This is a genomic window from Xenorhabdus bharatensis, from assembly GCF_037996705.1.
GTDB lineage: Bacteria > Pseudomonadota > Gammaproteobacteria > Enterobacterales > Enterobacteriaceae > Xenorhabdus > Xenorhabdus bharatensis.
In genome coordinates this window covers 99024-125786 of record NZ_JBBMXG010000005.1, presented here as the reverse complement: position 1 = coordinate 125786, position 26763 = coordinate 99024, and the positions used below count along the sequence as shown (strand labels likewise).

At 43.0% G+C, this 26763-nt stretch carries 8 protein-coding genes; all 8 read left to right on the top strand.

Features of this window, described 5'->3' with window-relative positions:
- The first annotated feature begins 8 nt into the window (after positions 1-8).
- The 8 genes from AAC855_RS06735 (at position 9) to AAC855_RS06700 (ending at position 26759) form a co-directional block, all read left to right on the top strand.
- Complete coding sequence (locus AAC855_RS06735; protein ID WP_340608840.1) at positions 9-2012, top strand: TonB-dependent receptor; 2004 nt, start codon at positions 9-11, stop codon at positions 2010-2012.
- Positions 2009-3253, top strand: coding sequence for an MFS transporter (locus tag AAC855_RS06730; protein WP_340608839.1), 1245 nt, complete (start codon positions 2009-2011; stop codon positions 3251-3253). Before AAC855_RS06735 ends, AAC855_RS06730 begins: the two co-directional genes overlap by 4 nt.
- Positions 3243-5057, top strand: coding sequence for an ABC transporter ATP-binding protein (locus AAC855_RS06725; RefSeq protein ID WP_340608838.1), 1815 nt, complete (start codon positions 3243-3245; stop codon positions 5055-5057). Before AAC855_RS06730 ends, AAC855_RS06725 begins: the two co-directional genes overlap by 11 nt.
- The gene (locus AAC855_RS06720; protein WP_340608837.1) at positions 5044-6825 is read left to right on the top strand and encodes an ABC transporter ATP-binding protein; all 1782 of its coding nucleotides are present in this window, start codon (positions 5044-5046) and stop codon (positions 6823-6825) included. Before AAC855_RS06725 ends, AAC855_RS06720 begins: the two co-directional genes overlap by 14 nt.
- 74 nt (positions 6826-6899) lie before the next feature.
- On the top strand, positions 6900-13088 hold the full coding sequence (locus AAC855_RS06715) for an amino acid adenylation domain-containing protein (RefSeq protein WP_340608836.1): 6189 nt from the start codon (positions 6900-6902) through the stop codon (positions 13086-13088).
- Complete coding sequence (locus AAC855_RS06710; protein WP_340608835.1) at positions 13088-24862, top strand: non-ribosomal peptide synthetase/type I polyketide synthase; 11775 nt, start codon at positions 13088-13090, stop codon at positions 24860-24862. The genes AAC855_RS06715 and AAC855_RS06710 overlap by 1 nt, the downstream gene beginning before the upstream one ends.
- Positions 24859-25956 (top strand): Gfo/Idh/MocA family oxidoreductase, encoded by a 1098-nt coding sequence (locus tag AAC855_RS06705; protein WP_340608834.1) that lies wholly within the window; start codon positions 24859-24861, stop codon positions 25954-25956. The genes AAC855_RS06710 and AAC855_RS06705 overlap by 4 nt, the downstream gene beginning before the upstream one ends.
- Positions 25956-26759, top strand: a complete 804-nt coding sequence (locus AAC855_RS06700; RefSeq protein ID WP_340608833.1) for a thioesterase II family protein — start codon at positions 25956-25958, stop codon at positions 26757-26759. Before AAC855_RS06705 ends, AAC855_RS06700 begins: the two co-directional genes overlap by 1 nt.
- Positions 26760-26763: the final 4 nt, after the last annotated feature.

Sequence of the window (26763 nt, the reverse complement as noted above, 5' to 3'; positions counted from 1 at the left end):
TAATCAATATGAAAAAAAAATATGCTAACGCATCTATTTTATGCTGCCTAATTTCACCTATAACCTGGGCTGAACATGCTCCTGAAGAAAAAAAAGATATTTTGCTCGTGACTGCGAATAAACAAGAAGAAGCGTTAAATAAAGTTAATGGTAGTATTTTAGTTAAATCAGGCGAAGAACTTGAGCAGGCTGGGATTACTCAAGTGCAAGATCTTGAACGTGCATTCTCTGGTTTACAAATTCGCTCTCGTGGTAATCGAACCTATTCAGCTACCACTATCCGAGGTATCAGCTCTCCTGACTATTACTCACCTTCTGTCAGAATTTATGTTGATGGTGTCCCACAGGATCATCAGTTCCTGACACAAGAATTAATCAATGTAGAACGCGTAGAATTATTACGTGGTCCTCAAGGATCTTTATACGGCGGGAATGCTCAGGCAGGGATTATCAATATTATTACCCGCTCCCCAAAAGAAGGCCCTTGGCTTAACCTATCCGGTAATTATTCCAGATTGAAACAAGGTAGTTCCTTCAGCGGGTCAATGCCTATCATTGAAGATACTCTTTATGGAAGTACCAGCCTGCGCTGGGTAAAAGAGTCTGGGCAAGTCAATATACCAAATCATAAAAATATCGACTCCAGCACCACCTGGTTAGGTAAAGGACAATTAGCATATACACCGAATAATTCACCTTTTAGTGCTGAGTTTAGCTTTGCTCATGAAACTCTCCATTCACATGAAGAACTTTATTTAAGTAACGAACAATTTCATCGGAAAGAATACAACGGCCCAATTCCCGATTTTAAAAGGCAAGTCAATAGTTACGCACTGAAGGCTGAATATGATTTCAGCAACAGTACATTAACCAGTATTACTTCTTATCAGGATCGCGATATCTTCCGTAATTTCATCGGGGGTAAATGGAAAGAAAAATATCAGGCCACAATTCAGGAATTACGCTTAAATTCCAACTATACAAATGGAATAACCAGCGTCTTAGGCGGTTGGTTATCCGATGAAAATAATAGACATCTGGTTGGTGCTTATCCTGGTTACTACAGTGATTCACTTAATACCATTAACATAAAATCACTGGCGCTGTTTGGTGAGGCTAAATTACCGTTTGCTTCTCAGTGGGATCTGACCCTTGGTGGACGCTTATCTCATGAAAAATCACAGATAACTTATGCTGGTCGTTCTGGCATGATGAAAATCGATGCTTTTGATAATCAAGCTTCCAACAATGAATTTACGCCTAAAGTAGCTTTGGGCTGGCAATTTACGCCAGATACCCGTTTCTATATTTCTACCACTAAAGGCTATAAACCAGGAGGGTTCAATCACATTGTTTCCACTGTTGAGGACAAAAAACCTTACCATACCGAAAATTCAAACAATTATGAGTTTGGCTGGAATACCGTATTCTTTGATGATGCCGTAATCTTAAATGGTGCAATGTATTATATCCATTCAAAAAACAAGCAGATTTATGTCGGCTTTCCAGGCATGCAATCTATTCGCAATGTCGGAAAAGCAGAAAGTAAAGGCATTGAACTGAATAGCCAGATCAAACCGATAAGAGGACTCAGATTATCTCTTGGAAGTAGTATTGGTAAATCTAGTTTTACTCATGCTACCGATACCACAATTGACGCAATAAGTTACAACGGCAAGCGTCTACCTTATGCTCCAGATGTCATGATGAATGCCAGTATTGACTATCTAATTAATCAAACATTCTTACCAGGTAATCTCTATTTAAATGCCGGTGTCCGTCATTACTCAAAAAGCTACTTTAATGAAGCTAATACCCTTAGACAAAGTGCATATACACTCTATGACGCTTCACTCAGTCTAGAAATGGCTCATGGTATCAACATCAAACTTTATGGCGAAAACTTGGGCAATAAAAAATATCGGGTTTCTGCTTTTAAGCTCGGAAATAACGAACTTAATATGCTTGGTAAGGGATTAAATGTTGGCCTAGATATGAGCATTACGCTATGACTAACAAGAGAAGCTCCCGCCAAATCTCTCTATTACTTCTGACTTTAGCTGGTGTTTACACCATTCAAAGTACCATCAGTATGGTAGCGTTGCAGAGTATGCCGGCATTTCTACGCAGCTACGGTGTAACACAGGATAAGATAGGATTACTTTACCTACTGATGTTACCTTGGGCATTTAAATTCCTTTGGGCACCAATCGTAGAACGTTATCGCAAATCAGGTTCGGGGGATAATCACTCCCGCCGCATCATGCTCTGCGGTACCTTTTTAATTTTCCTACTTTTTTGCTTAATGTCATTGGCAGAACCTGCCGAACATATGCCTCTAATTATATTGGCATTATTTTTGATAACATTTTGTCTGACTATCGTAGATACCACTACAGATGGTCAGGCTATTGACCGATTACCCACACAATATCGCCCCTGGAGCAATGTCATGCAGATTGGGGGAGGTTATCTTGGAACAATGATCGGCAGCGGCCTGTTTTTATATCTGACCTCACTATATGGCTGGCATATTGGCGCAAGCGTATTAGCTATAGTGATCCTCTTAATGTCACTGCCTATTTTCTTCATCCGGAAAACACCTGAGAAAAGAGAGCCGAATGAAGCAAACGTAACAACATCCCCATCTCTCAGAATCGCATTACGCCGTTCACCGGTAAAACAAGCACTGATTTTAATTCTGTTATGTATGGTCGGTACACGCCTATCGCTCGGTATGTTTTCCCCATTTTTAATCGATCACGGGGTAGATTTAACTCAACTGGGTATTATTGCAGCCAGTGGTGGCGCATTGGCTGGATTATTCGGGGTCATGTCCGGCGGAATTATTGTACGCAAGTTTGGAGCTGTTCAGACATTATTGGGTCTTATGCTACTTGAATGTTTGGTCTTTGCCGGAATGTACTGGCTTGTTCAACAACCCAGCACCTCAGTATTCCTGCTTTCCGCAGTATACGTTCTCATCACATTAATCAACGCTACTAAATTCGTTGCCTTGTATACCCAGATGATGTCTTTAGCAGCCAGCAACCAATCTGGTGTAGATTTTGCCCTGATGCAATCAGCAGATATGAGTATTGCGATCATCAGTTCAATGCTTGGAGGACTAATTGTCACTAAAGCGAGCTATTCTTCCCTTTTCGCTCTTGCATCAATCTTCACTCTTGTCGGTCTGTTCTGGACATTACGCAAGTGCCGTGATCTCCAAAAGGAAAACACCTATGCTCAATAATGATTCCTCTGAGCAACATGCCGCTGATGCCGGTGTTCTTGAGACATTGTGGAATATGATGCGCCCATACCGTGCTATGAGTTATCTGGCTATTACGCTTGCTATTGTTTCCGCTGGCTTGCAAATTTTACCCGCTGCGATTGCCGGCCTGATTATGCAGTCCATCTATGATGGGCAACCTGACACGCTCCTGAGTTACGGCATTATATTATTAAGCTCTTCCGTTGCTTCTATGCTGATTTTCAGTGGTTCGACCTTTGTTTCTCATTTAATTGCCGCCGACGTTCAAGCTGATGTACGTCGTAATATCAGTAATAAGCTGAAATCCATTCCTCTTGGTTTTTTCATGCAAACAGACAGCGCAGAAATCAAGAAGATAATGCTAGATGACGTCGAACAGCTTGAAGATGGAATTGCTCACATCATTCCAGAAATATCAGCAACATTGTTCGGCCCATTAATTGCGTTAAGTATCATGTTGACTATCGACTGGCGGCTGGCATTGGCGGCATTCGCCCCAACTTTGGGAGCATGCCTACTCTTTATCTATATTCAGATGAAAGTTCAAACTACAACTCAGTGCTTTTACGCAGCTCAAAATCGTATTGCTTCAACAATGAGTGAAGTTATTAATGCAATCCCCGTGGTAAAAACTTATTCAGGCCGCAAGCATTCAGGTGAAAATATAGCACTGCAGCGCGCCGAAGAGACATTTACTGCGTTGACACGCATTATTGATATTTGGGTTGAGAAAGTTCAAGTTAAATCCAGCCGTTTTTTTGTCCTATCCAGTACCAATTTACTGTTTGTGCTCCCTTTAGCTGTCTGGTTATTTAACCAACATGAAATTTCAATATTTGAATTGACCTTTTTTATTCTGGCTGCCATAGCGTTCGGCAATATTGCTTCCTCCATGTTTGCTGTAATGACTCGAGTGCAACAACAAGAGGCATTAATCACACGTTATCACTGGTTAATGAATCAACCTGAACTAGCTCCATGTACTCAGAGTGACACAGCTGTTGATAATAGTGTAACTTTGCATAATATCAGTTTTTCCTATCAGGATGGACAGGATAATGCCTTAAATAACATCTCCCTTTCCATTCCTGCCGGAAGCTCACTGGCTCTGGTCGGTGTCAGTGGTTCAGGTAAATCCACCGTAGCTAGTTTGATTGCTCGTCTTTGGGATCCGCAACAAGGAAAAATCACTGTCGGTGGTGTTGATATTCGAAATATGCATGAATCGATTCTGCGCAAAAACATCGCCTTTGTTTTCCAAAAAGTATTTTTATTCAACGATACAATCGCCAATAACATACGTCTGGCTCGCCCTGATGCTTCGCAAGATGAGGTTGAATCCGCAGCTATCGCAGCTCAAGCACACCAATTCATCAAACAGTTACCGCAGGGTTACAACACAGTATTAAACAACGGTATCAACTTGTCTGTGGGAGAAAAACAGCGTATCGCCGTTGCGGCCGCTATCCTAAAAAATGCGCCAATCCTTGTCTTGGATGAGGCGACCGCCTATGCCGACCCAGAGTGTGAAAAAGAGATGCAACAGGCACTCAATGCACTATGTCATACCCAGACAGATCAGAATAAGACAGTAATTGTTATTGCTCATCGCCTACCGACCATTCGCCATCTTGACCAAATAGTCGTTTTAGATAAAGGGCAAATCATTGAGCAAGGTACCCATGATGAATTAATCACACGACAAGGGGCATATACCAAGCAGTGGGCTGCCTGGCAGGAAGATAATATCGCTACAGGAGTAAATCACCATGGGGTTATTTAATCGTCTCCAACAACATCTATCCCCGACACTGAAACGGGTCTGGTTCATTGGGCTGTTATATAAGCAACTTGATACCATTGCGATTCTTGCTCAACTTGCCGTCGCAGCTTGGGCTATTACACATCTGGAGGATTATCATCAAAAAGCAAGTGGCTCTGATACTCTGCCACTTATTACTCTGGTATTACTGGTTGTTTTATTATTATTTCGGTTCACGATTATGTCCCGCGCATTGCGTAAACTTACCATTGCAGCTTATGAGTTGGGTATCGAAATCCGTCGCTCTTTGCTACAACGGATTGTGAGTATGTCGGTCGCAACAATTCGGAGTTTAAGTGCCGGAAAAATAGCACTGACATTATCCGAAGATGTGCAATGGCAGGAAAATCAGTCAGCCTATACTACCCCACAAATCATCTGTCAGATTGTGATGCTGACATTCATGTATCTGGCTTTATTTTGGTTCGATTGGGTTATAGCGGGCAGTACATTGTTAGTATTGATAGCTGGATTATTCATCCTGATCCCAATCCGTCAAAAACTCCATGAAATCCTACATCAAAGAGCCACTATGATGGCTGACGCATCTGAAGCGATTGTAGAATATGCACAAGGCATAGCGTTCATCCGTGCGGCGGCAACAACTACAACAGTAGAACAACGTTTTGACCAGAAAATTGAACAATTACGTAGCATATTCCGCCAAGGAATATTCAAAAGCATACCTCTATTGAGTTTGTTCTACATCGTTATTGATACTAGTGTGGTTGTGGGAATACTGGCTAGCGCTTTGCGCTTCCATGTACCAGAAACACTCGCACTTTCAGAAATGCTCATCACAATCCTGATACTGTTTGCCACAATAACCCCATTACGTGGGATTATTCCTCTACTCAATATCACCGCATTAACAAAAGTGGGCGAAACACATATTGCTGAGATTGAAGCGATTGCAACACAAGTTTCTGGGCCATTAGCTGCTCCTGCCCAGTACGATATTGAAGTTAACAATATTTCGTTTAGTTATCCGGGTACTAACCAACCCGCTATCCAAAATATCTCATTTCAGGCATCACAAGGCAGTATGACCGCCATTGTGGGACCTAGTGGCAGCGGTAAATCTACTCTGGCTTATTTATTACTCTCCTTCTATCAGCTAGACAAAGGTGAAATTCGTCTGGGTGGAAATCCTATCCATCATTACCAAACTAAGGCACTGTATGACACTGTCACAATGGTATTTCAGGAAACCGCACTATTTAAGGATACCATCGCAAATAATCTCCGTTTGGGGGATCCAAATGCCACTCAGTTAGAATTAGAACAAGCTGCCCGTCTTGCCAATATTCACGACACAATTATAGCTCTACCACAAGGGTACGACACTCTTTTAGGTGTAGATGGCGGTACATTATCCGGTGGTGAACGTCAGCGTCTTGCCATTGCCCGAGCCATCTTAAAACAGTCTCCGGTTTTATTTTTGGATGAAGCAACCGCTTCATTAGATCCTGAAAATGAACGACTGATACAACAAGCATTTTATTCTCTTACTGAGAATAAAACTGTCTTTGTTATCGCTCATCGATTAAGCACAATAATCCGTGCTGACCAGATATTGGTAATGGATCATGGAACCCTTTGTGATAGTGGAACCCATGATGAATTACTGCAACGTTGCCCACTTTATCAATCACTCTGGAAAAATCATCTTGGTTCAGAAGAGAACTGGCATTTACAACCCAAGTATTTATTCGAGGCATCTACCTAAAAACATTAATTTCAATAAGTTGTAACTGCGTTTACTAATTGATTGGATAACTGCCTTTTTTATAGGATTTCTTCATGCACATGGACTTTCCCTCTCCAGATTCACTACGCCAGCTTATTTCTGGCCTGTTTAGCCAAAAGAATATTTTGGTGGGCGATTACGATGATTTAATTCGCAATGGACTGGATTCAATGCAAATAATGGCATTGCTAAACCAACTCAGACGTCAAGGATATCGCGTCACTTTACGAGAACTTTATCAAGATCCAACACTGCATGCCTGGAGCCAGCTTCTGCAACGCCATGCACCACCATCTCAAATTGCATCTAAAGATACACAGCCACTGCCAAAAATTGTAGAAGCTCAACCATTCCCATTAACGGCAGTACAACATGCTTATTTTGTTGGACGCTCACCAGAACAAACTTTGGGGGGAGTTGGTTGCCATTTATATCACGAATTTGATGGTATTGGACTGGAACCTGAACCTTTGGAGGCTGCTATTCATGCTCTGATTCAACGGCATCCAATGTTGCGTGTACAGTTTTTGCCAGATGGTAGCCAGCAAGGTATGGCTAATGCTTATTGGCAAAAATTAACAATTCATGATCTGCGTAACCAGACAGACAATGAGCAACAACAAGCGCTGACTGACATACGTGAACAACTAAGTCATCGGGTATTACAAGTTGAAAAAGGAGAAACTTTCGATATTCAACTGAGCCTGTTTGGTAATAATCAGCATCGTCTGCATGCTAATATTGATTTACTAATCATGGATGCAGCCAGTTTTAGCCTGTTCTTTACTGAACTGGCTGCATTAATTGCCAGACGTAACTTACCAGCTATACCCTCTGACTATGATTTTTGCAGTTATCTAACGCAATATCAGTCTCAATTTAATCAAGACCGACAAAAAGCCAAGTCATTCTGGCGCAGCCGATTAAATACCTTACCACTTGCGCCCCAGCTCCCTCTGGCCAAAGATCCTGCCCTAATAAAAAATGTCCAGATCCAACGCAGACACTTCTGTTTAGCGACTGAGCATTGGGAACATTTTAAATACCTCGCGCAGCAAAATGGGGTGACACCAACTATGGCATTGGCAACCGCATTTGCTGCTTTATTGTGTCGCTGGAATAGTACGAGACAAGACACCACAACGCAGGATAAGACAACACAAGATAGCACCACACGCTTATTATTCAATCTAACGCTATTCGACAGAGTTCCTCTGCATCCTGCGGTCGATAGCATCCTGGCAGACTTTACTAATATTCTATTGCTGGACATTCCTAGTGATAATTTACCGTTCTGCCAACTAGCACAGAATGCACAAGCAACATTTGCTGAAGCGTATGAATATCGTCATTGGTCTGGTGTAGAAGTGCTGCGGGAGCTTAAAAAACTCGGCAACCACCCACATGGTGCGCCAATTGTGTTCACCAGCAATTTAGGCCGACCTTTATATGGTGAGAATACCAGCGGTGTTCTAGGAAAACCAAGTTGGGGGATCTCACAGACACCTCAAGTATGGTTAGATTTCGTTGCTTTTGAACATAACAATACACTGAATATTCAGTGGGACAGTAATGATGAACTCTTCCCTGATGGATTAATGGATACTTTATTTTCTGTCTATCAGCTGCTTATTGAAAACCTGACAGAAAACGCCACTCAATGGAGCGAGAAACTCCCGGATTTGATGCCGGAGTCGCAATACCGCCTGCGACATAAAATTAATAATACTATTGAATCACTACCCGATGCCTTATTGCATGAGGAAGTGTTTGCACAAGCAGAACGGACTCCTAATGCTATCGCGTTAATAAATAACAATCAAAAAATGAGTTATGCCAAACTCAGTCTGGCAGCCCGCCAGTTGGCCTCTGTGTTGCAAGAAATGTTAGTTATGCCGGGAGATAGAGTTGCCGTTAGCATGGAAAAAGGCATCGGACAAATCGTTGCTGTATTAGCCATCCTTTATGTTGGAGGTATTTACGTTCCAATTCCGGTGGATCAACCATTAAACCGATGTCGTGCTATCTGCGAAAGTGCCGACATAACTGTTGTTGTCATTGATTCTAAAAAACAACATGCGGATTGGCCAAAAAATATATGTTGTATTTCCTGGTACCAAGATGATCTATTATTACCTTTAACTCACATGGCTAAACGTGACATAACTGATCCGGCCTATATTATCTATACTTCCGGTTCTACCGGCATACCGAAAGGTGTTGTCATTAGTCATCAAAGTGCCCTGAATACCTGTCTAGACATTAACCGCCGTCATCAAATTCAAAGTCGGGATCGACTGTTAGCACTCTCCGCTCTGCATTTCGACCTTTCTGTTTACGATATCTTTGGCATTCTCAGTGTCGGGGGAGCACTGGTACTCATTAATGAAGTACAACGACGGGACCCATCAACTTGGGAAATATTGATCAAGAAACACAATATTACTTTGTGGAACAGTGTACCAGCATTGTTCGATATGTTACTAACCTATTGTGAAGGAATGGAAGTCGATACACCAAAAACGCTTCGCACCGTGATGCTATCCGGCGATTGGATTGGCTTGTCACTACCTGAACGTTACCGTGCATTCAATTCTGCTGGCGTACTGAGTGCCATGGGAGGCGCAACAGAAGCCGCTATCTGGTCAAATGAATATATAGTCAAAGACGTTGATGTACAGTGGCGTTCGATTCCTTATGGCTATCCTCTATCTAACCAACGTTACCGTGTCGTGGGTGAAGATGGCCGAGATTGTCCTGACTGGGTTGTCGGTGAACTTTGGATTGGTGGAACCGGTGTTGCTTTAGGTTATTTTAATGATGAAAAACGCACGACAACTCAATTCATTATCGACCAAGGAGAACGTTGGTATAGAACAGGTGATCTCGGATGTTATCATCCTGAAGGTTGGCTGGAATTTATGGGACGCCGCGATAGTCAAGTCAAAATTGGCGGATATCGCATTGAGCTAGGTGAAGTTGAAGCAGCTCTCAATCAAGTAACCGGTATTCATAAAGGTGTTGCATTAACCAGTGGTGAAAAAGAAAAATGTCTGGTGGCGTTCCTTGAATTAGAAGGTGATACCTTATGCCAACATATAAATCGTGCTCCACAGTTACCGACAACCTATCGTGATCTGTTCCCTTTAATGCAGCCAATTAATGAAACAGATAAAACTGATGGCAATGAGGGGGCTCAGATTGCAACATTTTTCCTAGAGCATTTATCCCGTTACGGCATTACATTTACTTCACCCCAATCGCTCGCTGATTGTCTGAAAGATTACCAACTTCAATCAGAGTATCATGATTGGTTTGCCCGTATGCTGGCGTATCTTTGCCAGTACAATCTATTGATTGAATCAGCGCATCACGTATATAAGGCCAGATTACCATCCTCGACATTCAGTAATAAAGTTAAAGCTGAATGTATTCCCAAGCGCTGGCATTCTACTCTACGTAGTATTCTAACCGGGCAACAAACCGCAATCACATTGCTTGATGATCCACAATTCGCACCAGAACAACAACTTTTTGTCTTGCCCGAAAATCAACAATTGTTAGTGGGATTAAAACAAGTAATCGTTGCTCTTTCCCAACGATTACAACGCCCAGTCACCGTAATGGAATTCGATGCACGTAGTGGTCTTTGTGCCCAATGGCTGGCTGAACAGATTACCGCTCAACATCTGTTCTATATCGGTTTTGAACGCTCTCAGGCATTCATTAACCAAATGAATACCCGGTTAACCGCCCACACGCACGTATCAGTGAAACGCTGGCCTGAGCAAACTCCTGAGTCTCTAAAGCATCAGGCAGATATTATCCTGCTGAATAATGTATTACACCGAGAAGAACACCCTGCAAATTGTATCAAGGAGTTAATGCCTTTAGCGCAGCCCGGAGCGTTAATACTAGCAATAGAGTTGCACCATGCCTCTCCTATCTCTTTGATTACCAGTGAATTACTTTCACCTTATGGTATACAGCTACGTTCCGCATCAGAATGGTTATCTCTTATGCCATTACAGACAGAAACTCCAGTTACCCTTGGTAATCTTAATATGTTGTTAATGCAGACAAATGATAGCATCACTATTCCTGATCGGGAAAAAATCAAATCTGCATTAGCACAGTATTTACCGGGATATATGATCCCACAACGTTTGCATGTTATTCCTCATCTGCCCCTCACACCTAACGGTAAAATCGACCGCAAGGCTCTGGCACAAGACTTACTGTCCACAAAAATTGAAACTGAACCGCACCAAAATAATATGATTCTATTGAATGCGGAGGAGCAAACTGTTGCTGCCATTTGGCAACGTTTGTTAAATACTGAACAGCTAGATCATAACAGCGACTTTTTCCAACTTGGCGGTGATAGTCTTTTGGCTACACGTCTGATTGGTGAGCTAGCACCACAAGGATTAAAAGGTGAACTGAGCCATCTTTTCCGTAATCCACAATTAGCGGCATTTACCGCAACCCTTTCTACTATAGTGGTCCCCCCACCTGATATTTCATCAAATAAATATTCGATACCTAAAGAGCAGGATGAAGATAAATATCAGCCTTTCCCACTGACCGAAGTTCAGCAGGCTTATTTGGTTGGACGTCACCCTGGATTTAGTCTGAGTGGTGTTGGTGCACATTTCTTTATCGAATACCAGATAGAACAGCTGGATGTTCAACGCCTGAACCGAATCCTAAATCGTCTGATTCAACGCCATCCAGTGCTTAGAACCGTGGTTATCAACGGACAGCAGCAAATATTGAAAAATCCCCCTCTCTTCTCAGTTAAACAGCACCAATTCACGGATATTACTGAGGCGGATACATTACGCGAACGTTTGTCACATCAGATATTAGATGCCGGGCATTGGCCTGTGTTCGATTTCCAGCTTGCACAAGATGACAGTTCGGTTTCTCGATTATTTGTCAGTCTGGATAATCTGTTATTAGATGGCTTAAGCATGCAGATATTGCTAGCTGAATTAGAACAGCTATACCTCAATGAACAACACAAATTACCACCACTAAACATCACATTCCGAGATTGTGTGTTACGTCAGCAAAAAATATCAGAGCATCAGAATTCGTTGCAATATTGGCAGGAACGAGTAAAAACATTACCACTAGCACCACAATTACCATTACGTCTTGCCCCAGAAACGGTGCAATTTCCGCATTTTGTACGCTATAGCGATCGTTTACCTGCATATGAATGGAATCAGTTAAAACAATATGCAGCTCAACATCAGATAACACCTTCTGCACTCTTGATTTCAGCTTATGCAGCCACTCTTTCTTCATACAGCACCAAAGCTGAATTAACGCTCAATCTTACTCTATTCGATCGCCCACACTGGCATGAGGATATTAATCATATTTTGGGTGATTTTACTTCACTATCACTTCTTGCCTGGCATCCGGAAGAAAATTGGTTATCAAGTGCACGGCGGTTACAACAACAGTTATGGCAAGATCTGGATCACCGTCATATTTCCGCGATCAGAGTGATGCGGGAACTTGCACAAAATTATGGCACTGATGTAGCCACCATGCCCATTGTTTTCACCAGTGCGTTAGGCACCCATGCAGGACAATTCCTTTCACGTTCATCATGGATGAAACCGGTTTGGGGGATTTCACAAACACCACAAATCTGGCTGGATCATCAGGTTTACGAATCTGACGGTGAGCTTTGCCTAAATTGGGATGCAGTCGAAGCGTTATTTGAACCCCATCATTTACAAACTATGTTTGATAGCTACATGGGGCTATTACACACCCTCGCAGCACAAACAGAAAGCTGGTATTCACCGTTAGAACAACTGATACCTCGCCAACAATACCTGATGGTTGCTGATAATAAAACTGAAAGTAACTCTTCCTATATTACTGCTTCATCAGACTCGAAAGAATGTAATCCTCAGATATGCAGTGAAATTCAGCATCTGTTTTTATCTGTAACCAATAACGCCATCAATGTTCAGCAGAACTTTTTTGATGCCGGGGCTAATTCGCTACAGCTAATTCAATTACACAGTAAATTGCAACAGGCAGGTTTTCACCATCTTGCTGTTACTGATTTATTTGCTTATCCAACACCAGAAGCGCTTAGTTTACGTTGCCGAAAAGATATCCAAAAAGGAAATCAGTCATCGATTACCCTTCGTCAACATCAACAACAAAAGCGTCTACAACAACGGGAAAAACGTCATAAAGGAGTTGCATAATGACCAATTTAACGCCTCACTACGGTAATTGTGATCCCATCGCAGTGATTGGCCTTGCCTGTCGTTTTCCACAGGCAGCAGATAGCGATATTTTCTGGCATAACCTGCAACAAGGAATTGAGTGTACAACCACACTCTCCCGACAAACATTATTGGATGCCGGTATACTACCTGAAGTCATTGATAGTGAAAACTTTGTTAATCGGGCAGCAATACTAGAGGGTGCAGAACAATTTGATGCGACACTGTTTGGCTATTCGCGTCAGGAAGCTGAAATACTTGACCCTCAACAACGCTTGTTTCTGCAAACAGCCTGGCATGCCCTTGAACATGCTGGCTACTCACCACGCAATGTGCGCCTGAACACAGGCGTTTTTGCCAGCAGTCGTGTTAGTACTTGGCCTTCATGGTCACAATTCACTATGACCGATATTGGCAAAGTAAAAGGGTTACAGGCGCTAATGAGCAACGATAAAGATTATCTTGCGACGCGTACCGCCTATAAATTAAACCTGAAAGGTCCCGCACTCACAATACAAACAGCCTGTTCAAGTTCACTGGTTGCAGTGCATATGGCTTGCGAAAGCCTTCGCTCCGGTGAATGTGATATGGCGCTGGCCGGTGGTGTAGCTGTTTCTTTCCCACAAGAAAGCGGTTACTTATATCAATCAGGAATGATCTTCTCACCTGATGGACATTGTCGTCCCTTTGATAGTCAAGCAAACGGCACTTACGGTGGTAATGGAGTTGGTGTTGTTACGCTAAAACGCCTGAATGATGCTCTACGCGATGGCGATCCTATCATGGCGGTACTACGTGGCAGTGCCATTAATAACGACGGCAATGAGAAAGTTGGTTTTACTGCCCCTTCTGTTAATGGTCAACGCAGAGTGATTACCGAAGCACTACAACTAGCAGATATCAGCATTGATGACATCGGAATGATCGAAGCACATGGCACAGGTACACCACTTGGCGACCCAATAGAAGTTGATGCGTTACGCAGCATATTCTCTGAGCGTAGTGTGGCTGTCCCACCTTGTTACCTTGGCTCAGTGAAAAGCAACATAGGCCATCTCGATACTGCAGCGGGTATTGCCAGTTTGATTAAAACAGTGCTATCAGTCTGGCATGGCCATATTCCTCCAACTATCAATGTACAACAACCTAATCCTGCATTGCGATTGGAGGAAAGCCCACTCAGGTTAGCAAGACAAGGGCAAAGTTGGACGCAAGAATTACGTACTGCGGGCGTTTCTTCATTTGGTATTGGTGGTACCAACTGCCATATTGTGGTGCAGTCATTGCCAAAAGAGTTACAACATCACCATGTCAATAATTCGCAAGCCCACGTACAAAGCATACCTTTGTTATTGTCCGCAGCTTCTGAGTCTTCACTACGTCAATTGGCACAACGTTACGCAACTGCACTTGGCTCAGGAAATCATACTAATCTGGCCTGGACTGCCTTACAGGGACGTGATCTTTCATTTCCCTGGCGTTTAGCGTTGACACTAACACCACAAAACACAGCAAAAAATGCTAAGAGTTTATCTGCCTTTGCAAAACAGAGTCCTACACCGGATATTTTAAGTAGACAAGTCAAAAGTGAAAATAAGCAACTGTGGCAATTCAGCGGTCAGGGTTGTCAATGGTCTGGGATGGGAAAAGCAATGTATACCAGCTCCTCTGCTTTCTCTTCTATGTTAGACCGTTGTTGTGCTGCCAGCTCATCTGAATTGGCTCTACCATTAAAAGCAGTAATGTTCGGAGAATATGATACCGCATTAGCCACCACTGAATATGCACAACCGGCAATCGTAGCTCATCAGATTGCACTGGCAGCACATTGGAAAGCTCTTGGCTTAAAGCCGGATTACGTATTAGGGCACTCCGTTGGCGAATTTGCTGCTGCTGTTGTTGCAGGAATTTTCACACCTGAGCAAGTAATGCCGTTGGTCGCTATGCGGGCCAAATTGATGCAAAAATGTGCCCGAGGAGGCGCAATGCTGGCAATTTTTGCCAATGAAGAAGATATTCTTCCTCTTACACATTCACTGGCATTAGATTTGGCGGTTTACAATAGCCCACAACATTTGATTTGGGCTGGAACAGAAGCAAAGATTGATATACTGGCCCAACGTCTGGAACAGCAGCAGATTCGTTTCCAACGGCTTAATGTTGCCTGTGCAGCACATTCAGTCATGCTTGAACCAATTCTAGAAGAATTTTCTCAACGTTTTTCCCTGTATCGCAACCAGCTACAGCCTGTACAGGGCGAAATCCCGTTAATTTCTACCATGACGGCAGATATTGCAACTACCGAGCTACTAAGTTCACCAGACTACTGGCGTCACCACATGCGTCAAACAGTACGTTACCACCAAGCAATTGAGTTTGCCCGCCAACAAGGTGCAACATTATTCGTAGAATTTGGTGCTGATGCGCAACTGACAGGAATCGGACGACGTATCAGCTTGCCACATGAAACCTGGGTTGCTAGTGCACTTCGTCAAAACCCTCCAGAAATAGTTCAGCAAACAGCACTCATGCAACTTTATTGTGCTGGTGCCAACCTAGATTGGTCACGTCTTTTCTCGTTTTTAGGGGAAAAATGCCATGCTCCGCTCTACCCATTTGATAAACAGAATTATAGCTTCGCTGCCGCCAATGCTGAACAAAACAAATTTGTACAACATTCGGTCAATAATAATTCTGGGCTTGATATCAATCTCCTGCTCGATCCTGCTATTGACCAAAATGCAAATGCAGCAACACTACGAGCACTGTATACTGATGCTCTGGTCTATCAATGTCATGGGGCCAAGACTGAGCAAGGTTTCAGTACCATTGATACGATTCGGGCAGGTCGACTGCAACCTTGCTGGCGCCCTTTGCTGGAACAACTATTGAATAATTGTGTTCAGCAAGGCTATTACCAGGAAATTGTCGGACCAACTGCTAGTAAAATGTACCGTCCTCAACATGTTCTACCATATGCAAATCGTCGCTTACTAGAGACAAATTTACTCACCGATTTCCCTGCATTAATTTATGCTGGCGAACGCTTATTCGCATTGATGAGTGCCCGAGCTGATCTACCTCGCCAATTGGCGACAACGACAACAAAATCATGGCTTCCTACACCACAACCATGCCCTGATACTCACTATGTTCTACATTGGCGCACTATAACTACTATAGATAAACCAAAATTTTCAACGGCGTATACTCTTCGTACACCAACAGCGAGTAACACAATTGCTCAATATTGGCAGCAGGCAGGTATTAATTTACAACCGGAAAGTGGAAATACACTATTACTACTTCAGGGTGATGATATTGTTGAATTATGTGATCAGGTTATTAACGAATTAAAACGTAACGAAACAACACCCTTAACCGTTGTCACTTGTTGCGCTCAACCTGAAAGCACCTTGTCAAAAGAGGATATCAATCCCGCGCAATACGCTGTCTGGGCACTATTGAGGGTCGCGGCTGAAGAGTATCCCGATCGTCAGATTCAGGCGATTGATATCTCTCATATCAATGATGTCGATGCTTTGTTATTAGCACTCTGTCATCTGAATAAGCATCGCCGCTGGCTAAAAGTACGGGGAAATCAAGTTTCTGTGCCTGTTCTACAGCGTCAGCCACTTCTGTTATCACAAAAACAAATATTGATCCCCTATCAGGGTTGGCACATCGTTACAGGTGGTATGGGTGGTATCGGACAAATTTCCATCCGTTGGTTGCTAGCACAAGGGGCTCGTAAGATTGCTGTGTTTTCCCGCCGAAAACATAAAGACTGGGATGATTTTGTCCACGAACTGTCACTAAGTGGTGAATGTGAAATACGTTGGATTAAGATTGATGTCACTAACACATCAGCCTTATTGAGTGCCGTGCAATCACTAGCGCAAGACGATGGTATTGCCGGTGCTATTCATGCCGCAGGTATTTCTGATCACACTCCTCTGGCAAAACTTGAGCGCCAACATCTGTCGAATATGTTATGCGTAAAAACCGAAAGTGCGTCAATATTGCAAACAGTACTTCAGCAACATAAAGCACAGTACCTGTTGCTTCATGCTTCCGCTGCTTCAATGTTAGGTGCTCAGGGGCAAGGCGCTTATGCTATTACTAACGCTTATCTGGAATCTTTAGCGCTGACCTCAACCGATTCATTGATTTTAAAAACATTGGTTTGGGGTGTCTGGGGTGGTATTGGCATGGCTAGCGATCAGAGATTAGTGAAAAAACTAGCGCAAGATGGCATGTTACCATTCAGCATCAATGAGGGAATCTGGCACCTCAATCAATCCCTGCGTTCTGTTTCACCGTGCTATCTAGCAATGCGATTAGACGAAAGTCATCCTGACATTTTACGGCGTTTACAGACTGACACAGCTCAGGCCGCTACAGTGCCAACATCCGCACTATCTACCGATAGTTCACTCTATCAGGATAGTAAGGAGCGGCTCCATTGGCTACGTCAGCATATCGCAACATTATTGCGCTTAGAACAGCCTGAATGTATAGAGCCACAGCAAGATCTATTACAATTTGGTTTGGATTCCTTACTGTTCCTTGAGCTAAATACGCTAATACACCAGCAATTTGGTTTCAGATTAACCGCTGAATTAGCCTATCAGAATATAACGCTGGAGGGGCTTAATACACTTATTGGCAACACACGACTTAATCAATCCACTGAATCCACTCAGCCAAAGATCATTATTGACAGCGCTCAACACCATAAACCATTTCCTCTGACACCAATTCAGCACGCTTACTGGATTGGCCGTACTCAGGCCATTGATTTTGGAGGTGTAGCATGTCACGTTCTGTTTGAATGGGATCTGGCATTAAACAACTTTGATATCCTACGTTTTGAAAAAGCATGGAATACCCTAATTCATCGTCATGGTATGTTACGCATGATCGTTGATGACGAAGGACAACAAAGAATTTTGCCTGAAACACCTTGGTATGTTTTATCACAAGATGATTTACGAGCACTAGATGATGCAGCCTGCGAACAAACTTTAACTCAGCGTCGCCATACTCTTTCTTATCAAGTACCTCCTGCTGAACAGTGGCCACTTTTTGAAGTCTCTGTTTCCCTATTGCCAAATGAACGTTGTCGCTTACACATGAACTTAGACCTGTTGCAGTTTGACGTACAGAGTTTCCGGATTATGATGGAAGACCTACAACAGGCTTATCACCAGCAACAACCACTTACTCCACAAACTTTTACTTTCCGCGATTATGTGATAGCAGAACAAACACAACGTGAAAGTAAAGAATGGCACACATCATGGGCATATTGGCAGGAACAGTTGCTTTCACTACCTCCTGCGCCAAGATTACCATTGAACTCACAGTTACCTAAGCGTAGCCAGCCGCAATTCACGACTTATGAAGGCCGATTGGCACAATCTGACTGGCAAGTACTTAAACAAAGCTGGAAAAAATGGGGAGTTACTCCTTCCGCGGGTCTGTTAACACTGTTTGCCCATACTCTTGAATGGTATAGCCGCCATCCACTGTTTACCCTCAATCTGACATTCTTTAACCGCCAGCCCTTCCATCCAGAGGTTCAAGAGCTGATTGGGGATTTTACTTCCGTCATGTTGATGGATTTCGATTTACGCAAAACAACCTCCCTGCGTGCCAGCATGGAAAAAACCCAAGCCTTACTCTGGCAACGACTAAGCCATAGTCATGTCAATGGAGTTGAAGTGCTGAGGGAATTGAGTCGCCAGCAATCCGGTGACACTCAAAACAGACAACCTCTAACACCAGTCGTTTTCACTAGTATGTTAGGGATGGCACAAGAAGGCATAACAATTAAACAATCTATCACTCAATTACTTGGTGAGCCGATCTTTGTTCTAAGTCAAACTCCACAAGTATGGCTGGATCATCAAGTTATGGAAGTGGATGGTGATCTGATGTTTAACTGGTATTGCATGGATGATGTATTGGAATCGGGTGTCATTGAAGCACTATTTGCTGCCTATAACGCTTTGTTAATACAAGTTGTACAAACTTGCCGCCAGTCTGAACATTTGGATCATTATGATCTTCATACCCCACCTGTCGGTCATACTCGTTATGACTTCTGGCCCCAACACCCTGCGTTACATCAAGTCGAACAATATTTGCGCTCTCAACCTGAGATACGGTTAGCAGAAATTCAACCATGTCAGGACGACACTCGGGACTATAATTTATTGTTGGTAGCAGAAGATAATTTATCATTATCGTTACCAGAACCATTGATGATAAACACTGAAGCTTTACCGCTGCCAACCTTGGCAGAACAACAAGAATTTGAACGCTCTTGGCAACATATTGAGCAACAAGCATTATTAGGTCTGGGTCAGACTTTACTGCGGCATAACCTATTTATTTCTTCACAACAATATCACCATCGTGAAGAAATTGAACAACACTTACAACTCGCACCACAGTATAAACGTTTACTTACTCAATGGTTGACATTATTAAGCAAACAAGGATTTATGGAAAAAACCGCTGATGGATACCGTTGTCTGCAACCGCTCAGCCAGATCCCCGTACCCACGGCAAAACTGGATGATTCTGTGTGGTGTCAAACCATCAGTCGATATGTTGCAACCTGTATTGAGCAACATGACAGCCTACTTGCCGGACGTGGTAATGCATTAGAATTGCTGTTTGCCGATAAACAAACTACAGCCAGCCTTTATAGCGAAAATCCTGCGTTACGTTGCTTGAATCATGCTGCCGCTGAAATTGTCCAACAATTGGGTCAGGTATCTGAACACTTCACTGTAATGGAAATCGGTGCTGGCACAGGTGCCACATCAAAAGAAGTGCTCAAAAATAATGCTCAGCTCATTGAAAGTTACCACTTTACTGATGTTTCACAGCTATTCTTGGATGATGCTCGCCAGTCATTTAATCACTATGGAGAAACTATAAAATTTTCCCTGTTCGACATTAATCAACGTATTGATTTTAGCCAGCATCCTGAATCTGGTTATGACCTGATTATAGCGGTTAACGTCTTACATGATGCCATCCATCTGAGGAATACACTCAAACGACTATCTCGCTTACTCAAACCCGGTGGATGGTTGCTGATTATTGAATCCACCAAGCGAGAAAGTGCTATGCAACTCGCCAGTGTAGGATTTATTGAAGGCATTAACGCCTGGGCTGATGAACGCAGTAATGATCAAGGTAATAGTGCATTACTGGAGCTTGCAGACTGGCGTAATTATCTAGATAAATCTGGCTACCATATTTCTCTGGAATGGCCTGGACAAGATGGACCAGAACTACATCAACAATTGATCCTAGCGCGAGTGGAGCAGCAAACACGGCTTAATATCAGTGAAATATCAGCACAATTCTCTGCTTTACCTTACTCATTGCATATTCAACAGCAAGAACAATTACCACTAGTAGTAGCAGCGAAAGAGGGAGTGGTACGACGGTTAACCCCGGAAACTAGGCAACAGGAAACAGAAGAAGAGCAATTCTATGACATTGAACAGCAAGTGATTCCGCTCTGGAATTCACTGCTTCCTCAGCCAATAAATCGCCACAGTGACTTTTTCCAAAGTGGTGGTGATAGTTTGATTGCTACCCGTATGGTGGTACAACTACGTCGCCAGGGTTACGAGCTAGCAAATCTGCAACAATTGTTTGAACACCCTAAGTTAAGCCAATTTTGCCGTACTCTACAGGTCAGTGAGACAAATTCAGACATACTGGTTACACCACATCAGGTAGAACCATCATCAGAGCAGATTCTCCCACTCACCGCGCTGCAATATGCTTACTGGTTGGGAGAAAGCCAACTGTTTCAGTTTGGCAATGGTATTGCCCACTTCTATGCTGAGCTGACCATTGATGAGCTTGATCTACCTCGTTTTACGGCTGCTTGGAACAGTGTGATAAACCATCATGGGCAATTACGTGGTTACGTAAAAGAGGGACAGTATCATATTCTTTCAGAAGTACCCTGCTATACGCCGACAGTCATTGATTGTCGGCGTATGACACAAGAAGAGAGTGAGAGACAACTAAACAATGCGCGTAATACTCTACGTACTCAAGGCGTTCCTAGTGACAACTGGCCGTTATTTGATTTAACCCTGTACCATACAGATGACCGGACACACCTACTACATTTGACTATTGATCTATTGGTAGCAGATGGAAAAAGTCTGACCTTAATATTGCAAGATTTACAACGTTGGTATCAGAAACCTAGCTGGCAACCAGAGCCCTCATCAATAACTATTGCTGATTATATTCAGGCATTAGAAAACGAGACAATCGGAGAGGCTTGGCAACAAAGCCGCCAATATTGGCTTGATCGCTTATCTTCAATTCCTGATGCGCCAGTGCTACCACTGAAAGATCATCAGTCACAACAACTCGATCAACAGTGCCTGACTGGGTATATAAACCCACAACAATGGCAGCGTTTGCAACAACGTGCAGCAGAATACTGTGTATCACCTTCACAAGTTATGCTCACACTATTTGCCCATATTTTATCGGTATGGAGCAACAACGAACATTTCACTATCAATGTCCTGCATGGCAACCGCCTATTAATGCCACAGCATTGCGATATGTTAGTCGGAAATCTGTCTACTACATTACTGCTAGAAGTGGACTTGCGCAATATCACAGGCTTCAGCGATGCAGTAAGTAGGCTACAAAAACAATGGTTAGCTGATCTTCAACATGCGCTGTTTGACGGACAATTGGTACTCAGGGAAAAAAATCAGCATCACCACAACCTGAATGCCGGTATGCCGATAGTATTCAACGATACAACCGGTATTGTGGGTAAAGGACCATCAGAATTAGGATCGCTGAATCTGTTTGGAGCGCAAACCCCCCATGTTTATCTCGACTGTATGTTAATTTCTGGCGAAGAAGGTGGTGTCACCATACAGTGGGCAATTTTGCCACAACTCTTCCAGCCTCAAGTCGCAGAAAACATGTTCGCGCATTATCAAGCCAGTATCGTTGCATTGCTCGAACAAAATTACCAATGGAGTGCCCCACTTCCTTACTGGCTTCCGATAAGCGATCGCACTTTATGTCAGAATAGCAATGCGACAAAAAACGTTTTTCCACCCCATACACTTTGTTCGCTGATTGAACAGGCAGTAGACCTTTATCCGCAACATATTGCCGTTGTCGATGCTTATTGTCAGTTAGACTATCGCACTTTGTGGTCACAAAGCCTGACACTAGCAGCTCATCTACAAACACAAAAAAATCAGACTTCGCCACTGGTTGGTGTAGTGATGGAAAAAGGCTGGGAACAAGTCATTGCAGTTATTGCAATTTTATTAGCAGGGCGTGCTTACCTGCCTATTGATGCCAGTTATCCTCAACAACGGATACATCAGCTACTAGCATCAGGGGAAATTGATACCGTACTAACTCAACCTAAGTTCGCTCAACAATTGAATTGGCCTGACAATGTCCAGATAATCCCTCTAAGTGAAGCATTACTCAACAAATTACCAGCCACCAACAAACCGAGTGTATCCATACACCCTAAAGATCTAGCTTATGTTATCTTCACCTCCGGTTCTACCGGAACACCAAAAGGTGTCATGATTGATCATCAAAGCGCGGTTAATACTATTCTTGATATTAACCAGCGCATTGATCTCAATGAGACCGATAGCGTATTAGCAATCTCAGAGTTAACCTTCGATCTCTCCGTTTATGACCTGTTCGGGACACTAAGCTGTGGGGCAAAACTAGTTATACCTACTGTGGACAACAATCGACAACCGGACAAATTATTAGCATGGTTACAACAAGAGTCGGTGACTGTCTGGAATTCTGTTCCCGCATTTGTCCAACTACTTGAGGAGTATGCCCGTAGCTATCCTCACTCCCTGTGTAGCCTACGTTGGGTATTGATGAGTGGGGACTGGATACCTACCAATTTGCCGACTAAATTGCATACTCTTCACCCTAAGTTAAATCTCCTTAGCTTAGGAGGCGCAACCGAAGCATCAATCTGGTCTATCGCCTATCCCATCACACAAGCCAATCCAAATTGGCGTAGTATTCCATATGGTAAGCCTTTGGCTAATCAGACCTTCTACGTACTTAATGCAACGCTTTCTCCTTGCCCTGTTTGGGTGACTGGTGAATTGTATATTGGTGGCCAAGGTCTTGCTCTAGGTTACTGGGCTGATGTTGAAAAAACGAAATATGCCTTTATCACGCATCCTCAAACAGGCGAACGGCTTTACCGTACCGGTGATTTAGGGCGCTGGCTCCCAGACGGGAATATCGAATTTTTGGGGCGCAATGATCATCAGATTAAAATTCGTGGCTACCGAATTGAACTGGGCGAAATTGAGCATCGTTTATGTGAGCATCCTGAGATACAGCAAGCATTCGTATTTGCTCACACTACATCAACTGGCGCATTGCAACTTGTTGCAGGCTTACGTTTAACTGACGATGCACACGTATCTACAAAACTTTTACCGGTACTACCTCACTGGTTGCAGCAGACCTTACCGGTTTGGATGTGCCCACAGAGATTTATTATTCTCGATGCGATACCTATATCCGACAACGGTAAAATCAACAGACAGACACTGATTACTCTAGTTGAAGCAGATCAAGAAGTTAATTCAACACCATCATCTATGGCTCTTAATGCAACAGGACGAACGGTATTAAGTCTTTGGGAATCAGTACTAGAGCAGCAAATTATCAACGTACATGAAAGCTTCTTTGCTCTTGGAGGAGATTCTCTGGCGGCAGTACGGTTAATGGTAAAAATCAACCAAACATTCAACCACCAATATCCACTCAGCCTATTACAAACTTATGACACAGTACATTTATTATCCGAATTTATTGAGAACCAATCAGGAGATACCTGTCAAGCAGTAATTTTAAACGAGGGAAACGCTGAAAAACCGGCTTTATTTATCGTTCATCCTATTGGTGGGCATTTGTTCGGATACCGTCATCTAGCGGACAATTTCGGTGATCATCGTCTGATTGGACTAGCATTTCCCCCAGATAACCTGAATACCGATAAACCTACCATTGCAGCATTGGCGGCTGACTATATAAAACAAATCAGCAAGTTACAGCCTAAAGGGCCTTATACACTGGCGGGCTGGTCCTTTGGCGGATTAGTTGCTTATGAAATAGCACATCAATTACGCACCGCTGGTAAAAACGTTTCTCATTGCATTTTGATTGATAGTTTCGCTCCAAACATACGACCCGACCTGATTTTGAATGATGCATTCTGCCACCGTCATTTTCTACTCGACTTACAGGGGCAATTTCCCGATCTAACTCTGGATAATCGCACGGTAGAGGCTAATACCGAGACGTTCCTACAAATACTACATGAAGCCCTGCCACAATTTGCACAAATTGATAGCTCGTTGACTGAACTCTACACCATATGGCGCCATAACTTACGGGCATTGCTTAATTACTGCCCACCTATGACGTCACAGCCCTTCAGCCTTATTCGAGCTACTCAGGCATTACCTGATTTTATGGATTATCTTGATCCAACAACAGTCACCTCAATAGATCTCGGCTGGCGAGTCTTCGGGCCTGTTAACGTGACACAACTTGATGGTAATCATTACAGCTTATTCCAACACAAACATGTTAACTCACTGGTTATTTGTCTGAAAAAAATCATGAATTCAGCCAAATTTATTGAGACTGTTAAGGAGAATATATGATAAAGCAACGGCGAGTTCTAATTGTTGGTGCAAAATTTGGCGAATTGTACCTTAATGCATTCCTGCAACCTAGGCCAGATCTGGAGCTAGCCGGTATTCTGGCGCAAGGAAGCCTTCGTTCACAGCAACTGGCCCGTGATTTCAATGTGCCACTGTTTCGCTCATTGGATGAATTACCCGACGACATTGATATTGCCTGTGTAGTCATACGAGCGGAAGTCATTGGAGGTAAAGGAGATCAATTAACCCAAGCATTATTGACACGGGGTATTTCTGTTATTCAGGAGCATCCCCTTGATGCAAAAGCCATCAAACAACACCAATCAACCGCTGAAAAACAAGGGGCTATATTTTGGGTAAATAGCTTTTATAGCCAATGCCGTGCTGGCAGAAATTGGTTACATGCAGCACATCAAATTAGCCGTTTATCAAAACAACATCCGATAAATGGCTATATGACAACTAGCCGCCAATTACTATTTTCCGCTCTTGACTTGTTGCTACAAGCCTGTCATTGCCCAGAGCAAATAGAGATAGCTTATGTCAATCAACGGAGTAATGCATTTCATTGCTTTGAATTGCGTTTTGCAGAAACAACTATCGCGTTAGATGTTCAGTCCTATCTGGATCCCAAAGATCCCGATATGTACAACCTTATAATGCACAAGATGACTCTGGTTTGGCCTACGGGTTATCTAACGCAAGAAGCCAGTTATGGGCCGGTGATCTGGACACCGGTTCTTCATGCTCCAAATCATCTGAATAGTAATCAAAGTCTTTATCTAACTGCTAGTCAACCGGATGGTGCTTATCAACACCAAACAACATCACAAATTCTTTGCCCGGCAACCAAAGATTGGATGACAGCATTTGAATGTGATGGTGCTGAAGGCGTAGCATTTCTACTCAATACATTAAGTTCTGTATTGAATGGTGCACTCTGCCCCCCCGCTTTTAATGATAACTATCAACGACGGTTGGCAAACTTGTGGCAACAAATTCTTCGTATGATGGGAGAACCTGTTACACAAGATTTACAGCCTCCAATTTGGATTGATCCGACTCAATTAATGTTAATCAAGGAAGAATGCTGATGAATTGGGCACTGCCTGTACATCCTATGATTCGCCCATGCCTGATACCTTGTGGCAAACCCAAATACACACTATTAATCTGCCCCTTTGCTGGGGGCAGCAGCAGTGCATTTCGCCAATGGGTTACTTTGGAAAATCCTGATATTGCCGTTTCTTTGGTAATTTATCCAGGTCGTGACAATCGTATGAGTGAACGTGCGGCCACCAGCATTCCATCATTAGCACAATCACTTTCTTCTCTACTCATGTCACTCACGCTTGTACAAAGAGAAAACCTGATACTAGTCGGCCATAGTATGGGAGCTCAGGTCGCTTTTGAAGCTTGTCAACGCCTTGAACAACATAATTGTTCTCCTAAAGCATTGGTACTTTCAGGGTGTCATGCTCCCCATCTTCCGTCTCGACGCCAATTGAGTGGATTACCTGATCATGAATTTATTAAACAACTCATCGATATTGGCGGCTGCAATCCGATGCTACGCGAAGACCCTGAATTACTGGCACTATTCTTACCCATGTTGCGTGCTGATTTCTGGGCTACAGAAAATTATCACAAGAGCATTCAATCTAGTTCAATAAAGCTGCAAACACCAACTTTATTGCTTTATGGTAATAAAGATAAAGAGGCTTCAGCTCTGGAAGTTCAGCAATGGTATCACTGGCTTGCCAGTGACAAACAAGCCCTTTCGCATTGCTACCAAGAAATTGTCGGCAATCATTTTTATATCACGCAAAAACCTCAAAATTTTATTCATCACATTACACAATTTATGCAATATATTGATCCACAGGAGTTCGCATAATGGC

What these genes read in the sequence shown, in the direction of transcription:
- AAC855_RS06715 (WP_340608836.1), top strand. Translation starts at nt 6,900, where the DNA reads ATGCACATGGACTTTCCCTCTCCAGATTCACTACGCCAGCTTATTTCT.
- AAC855_RS06700 (WP_340608833.1), top strand. Translation starts at nt 25,956, where the DNA reads ATGAATTGGGCACTGCCTGTACATCCTATGATTCGCCCATGCCTGATA.
- AAC855_RS06720 (WP_340608837.1), top strand. Translation starts at nt 5,044, where the DNA reads ATGGGGTTATTTAATCGTCTCCAACAACATCTATCCCCGACACTGAAA.
- AAC855_RS06725 (WP_340608838.1), top strand. Translation starts at nt 3,243, where the DNA reads ATGCTCAATAATGATTCCTCTGAGCAACATGCCGCTGATGCCGGTGTT.
- AAC855_RS06735 (WP_340608840.1), top strand. Translation starts at nt 9, where the DNA reads ATGAAAAAAAAATATGCTAACGCATCTATTTTATGCTGCCTAATTTCA.
- AAC855_RS06705 (WP_340608834.1), top strand. Translation starts at nt 24,859, where the DNA reads ATGATAAAGCAACGGCGAGTTCTAATTGTTGGTGCAAAATTTGGCGAA.
- AAC855_RS06730 (WP_340608839.1), top strand. Translation starts at nt 2,009, where the DNA reads ATGACTAACAAGAGAAGCTCCCGCCAAATCTCTCTATTACTTCTGACT.
- AAC855_RS06710 (WP_340608835.1), top strand. Translation starts at nt 13,088, where the DNA reads ATGACCAATTTAACGCCTCACTACGGTAATTGTGATCCCATCGCAGTG.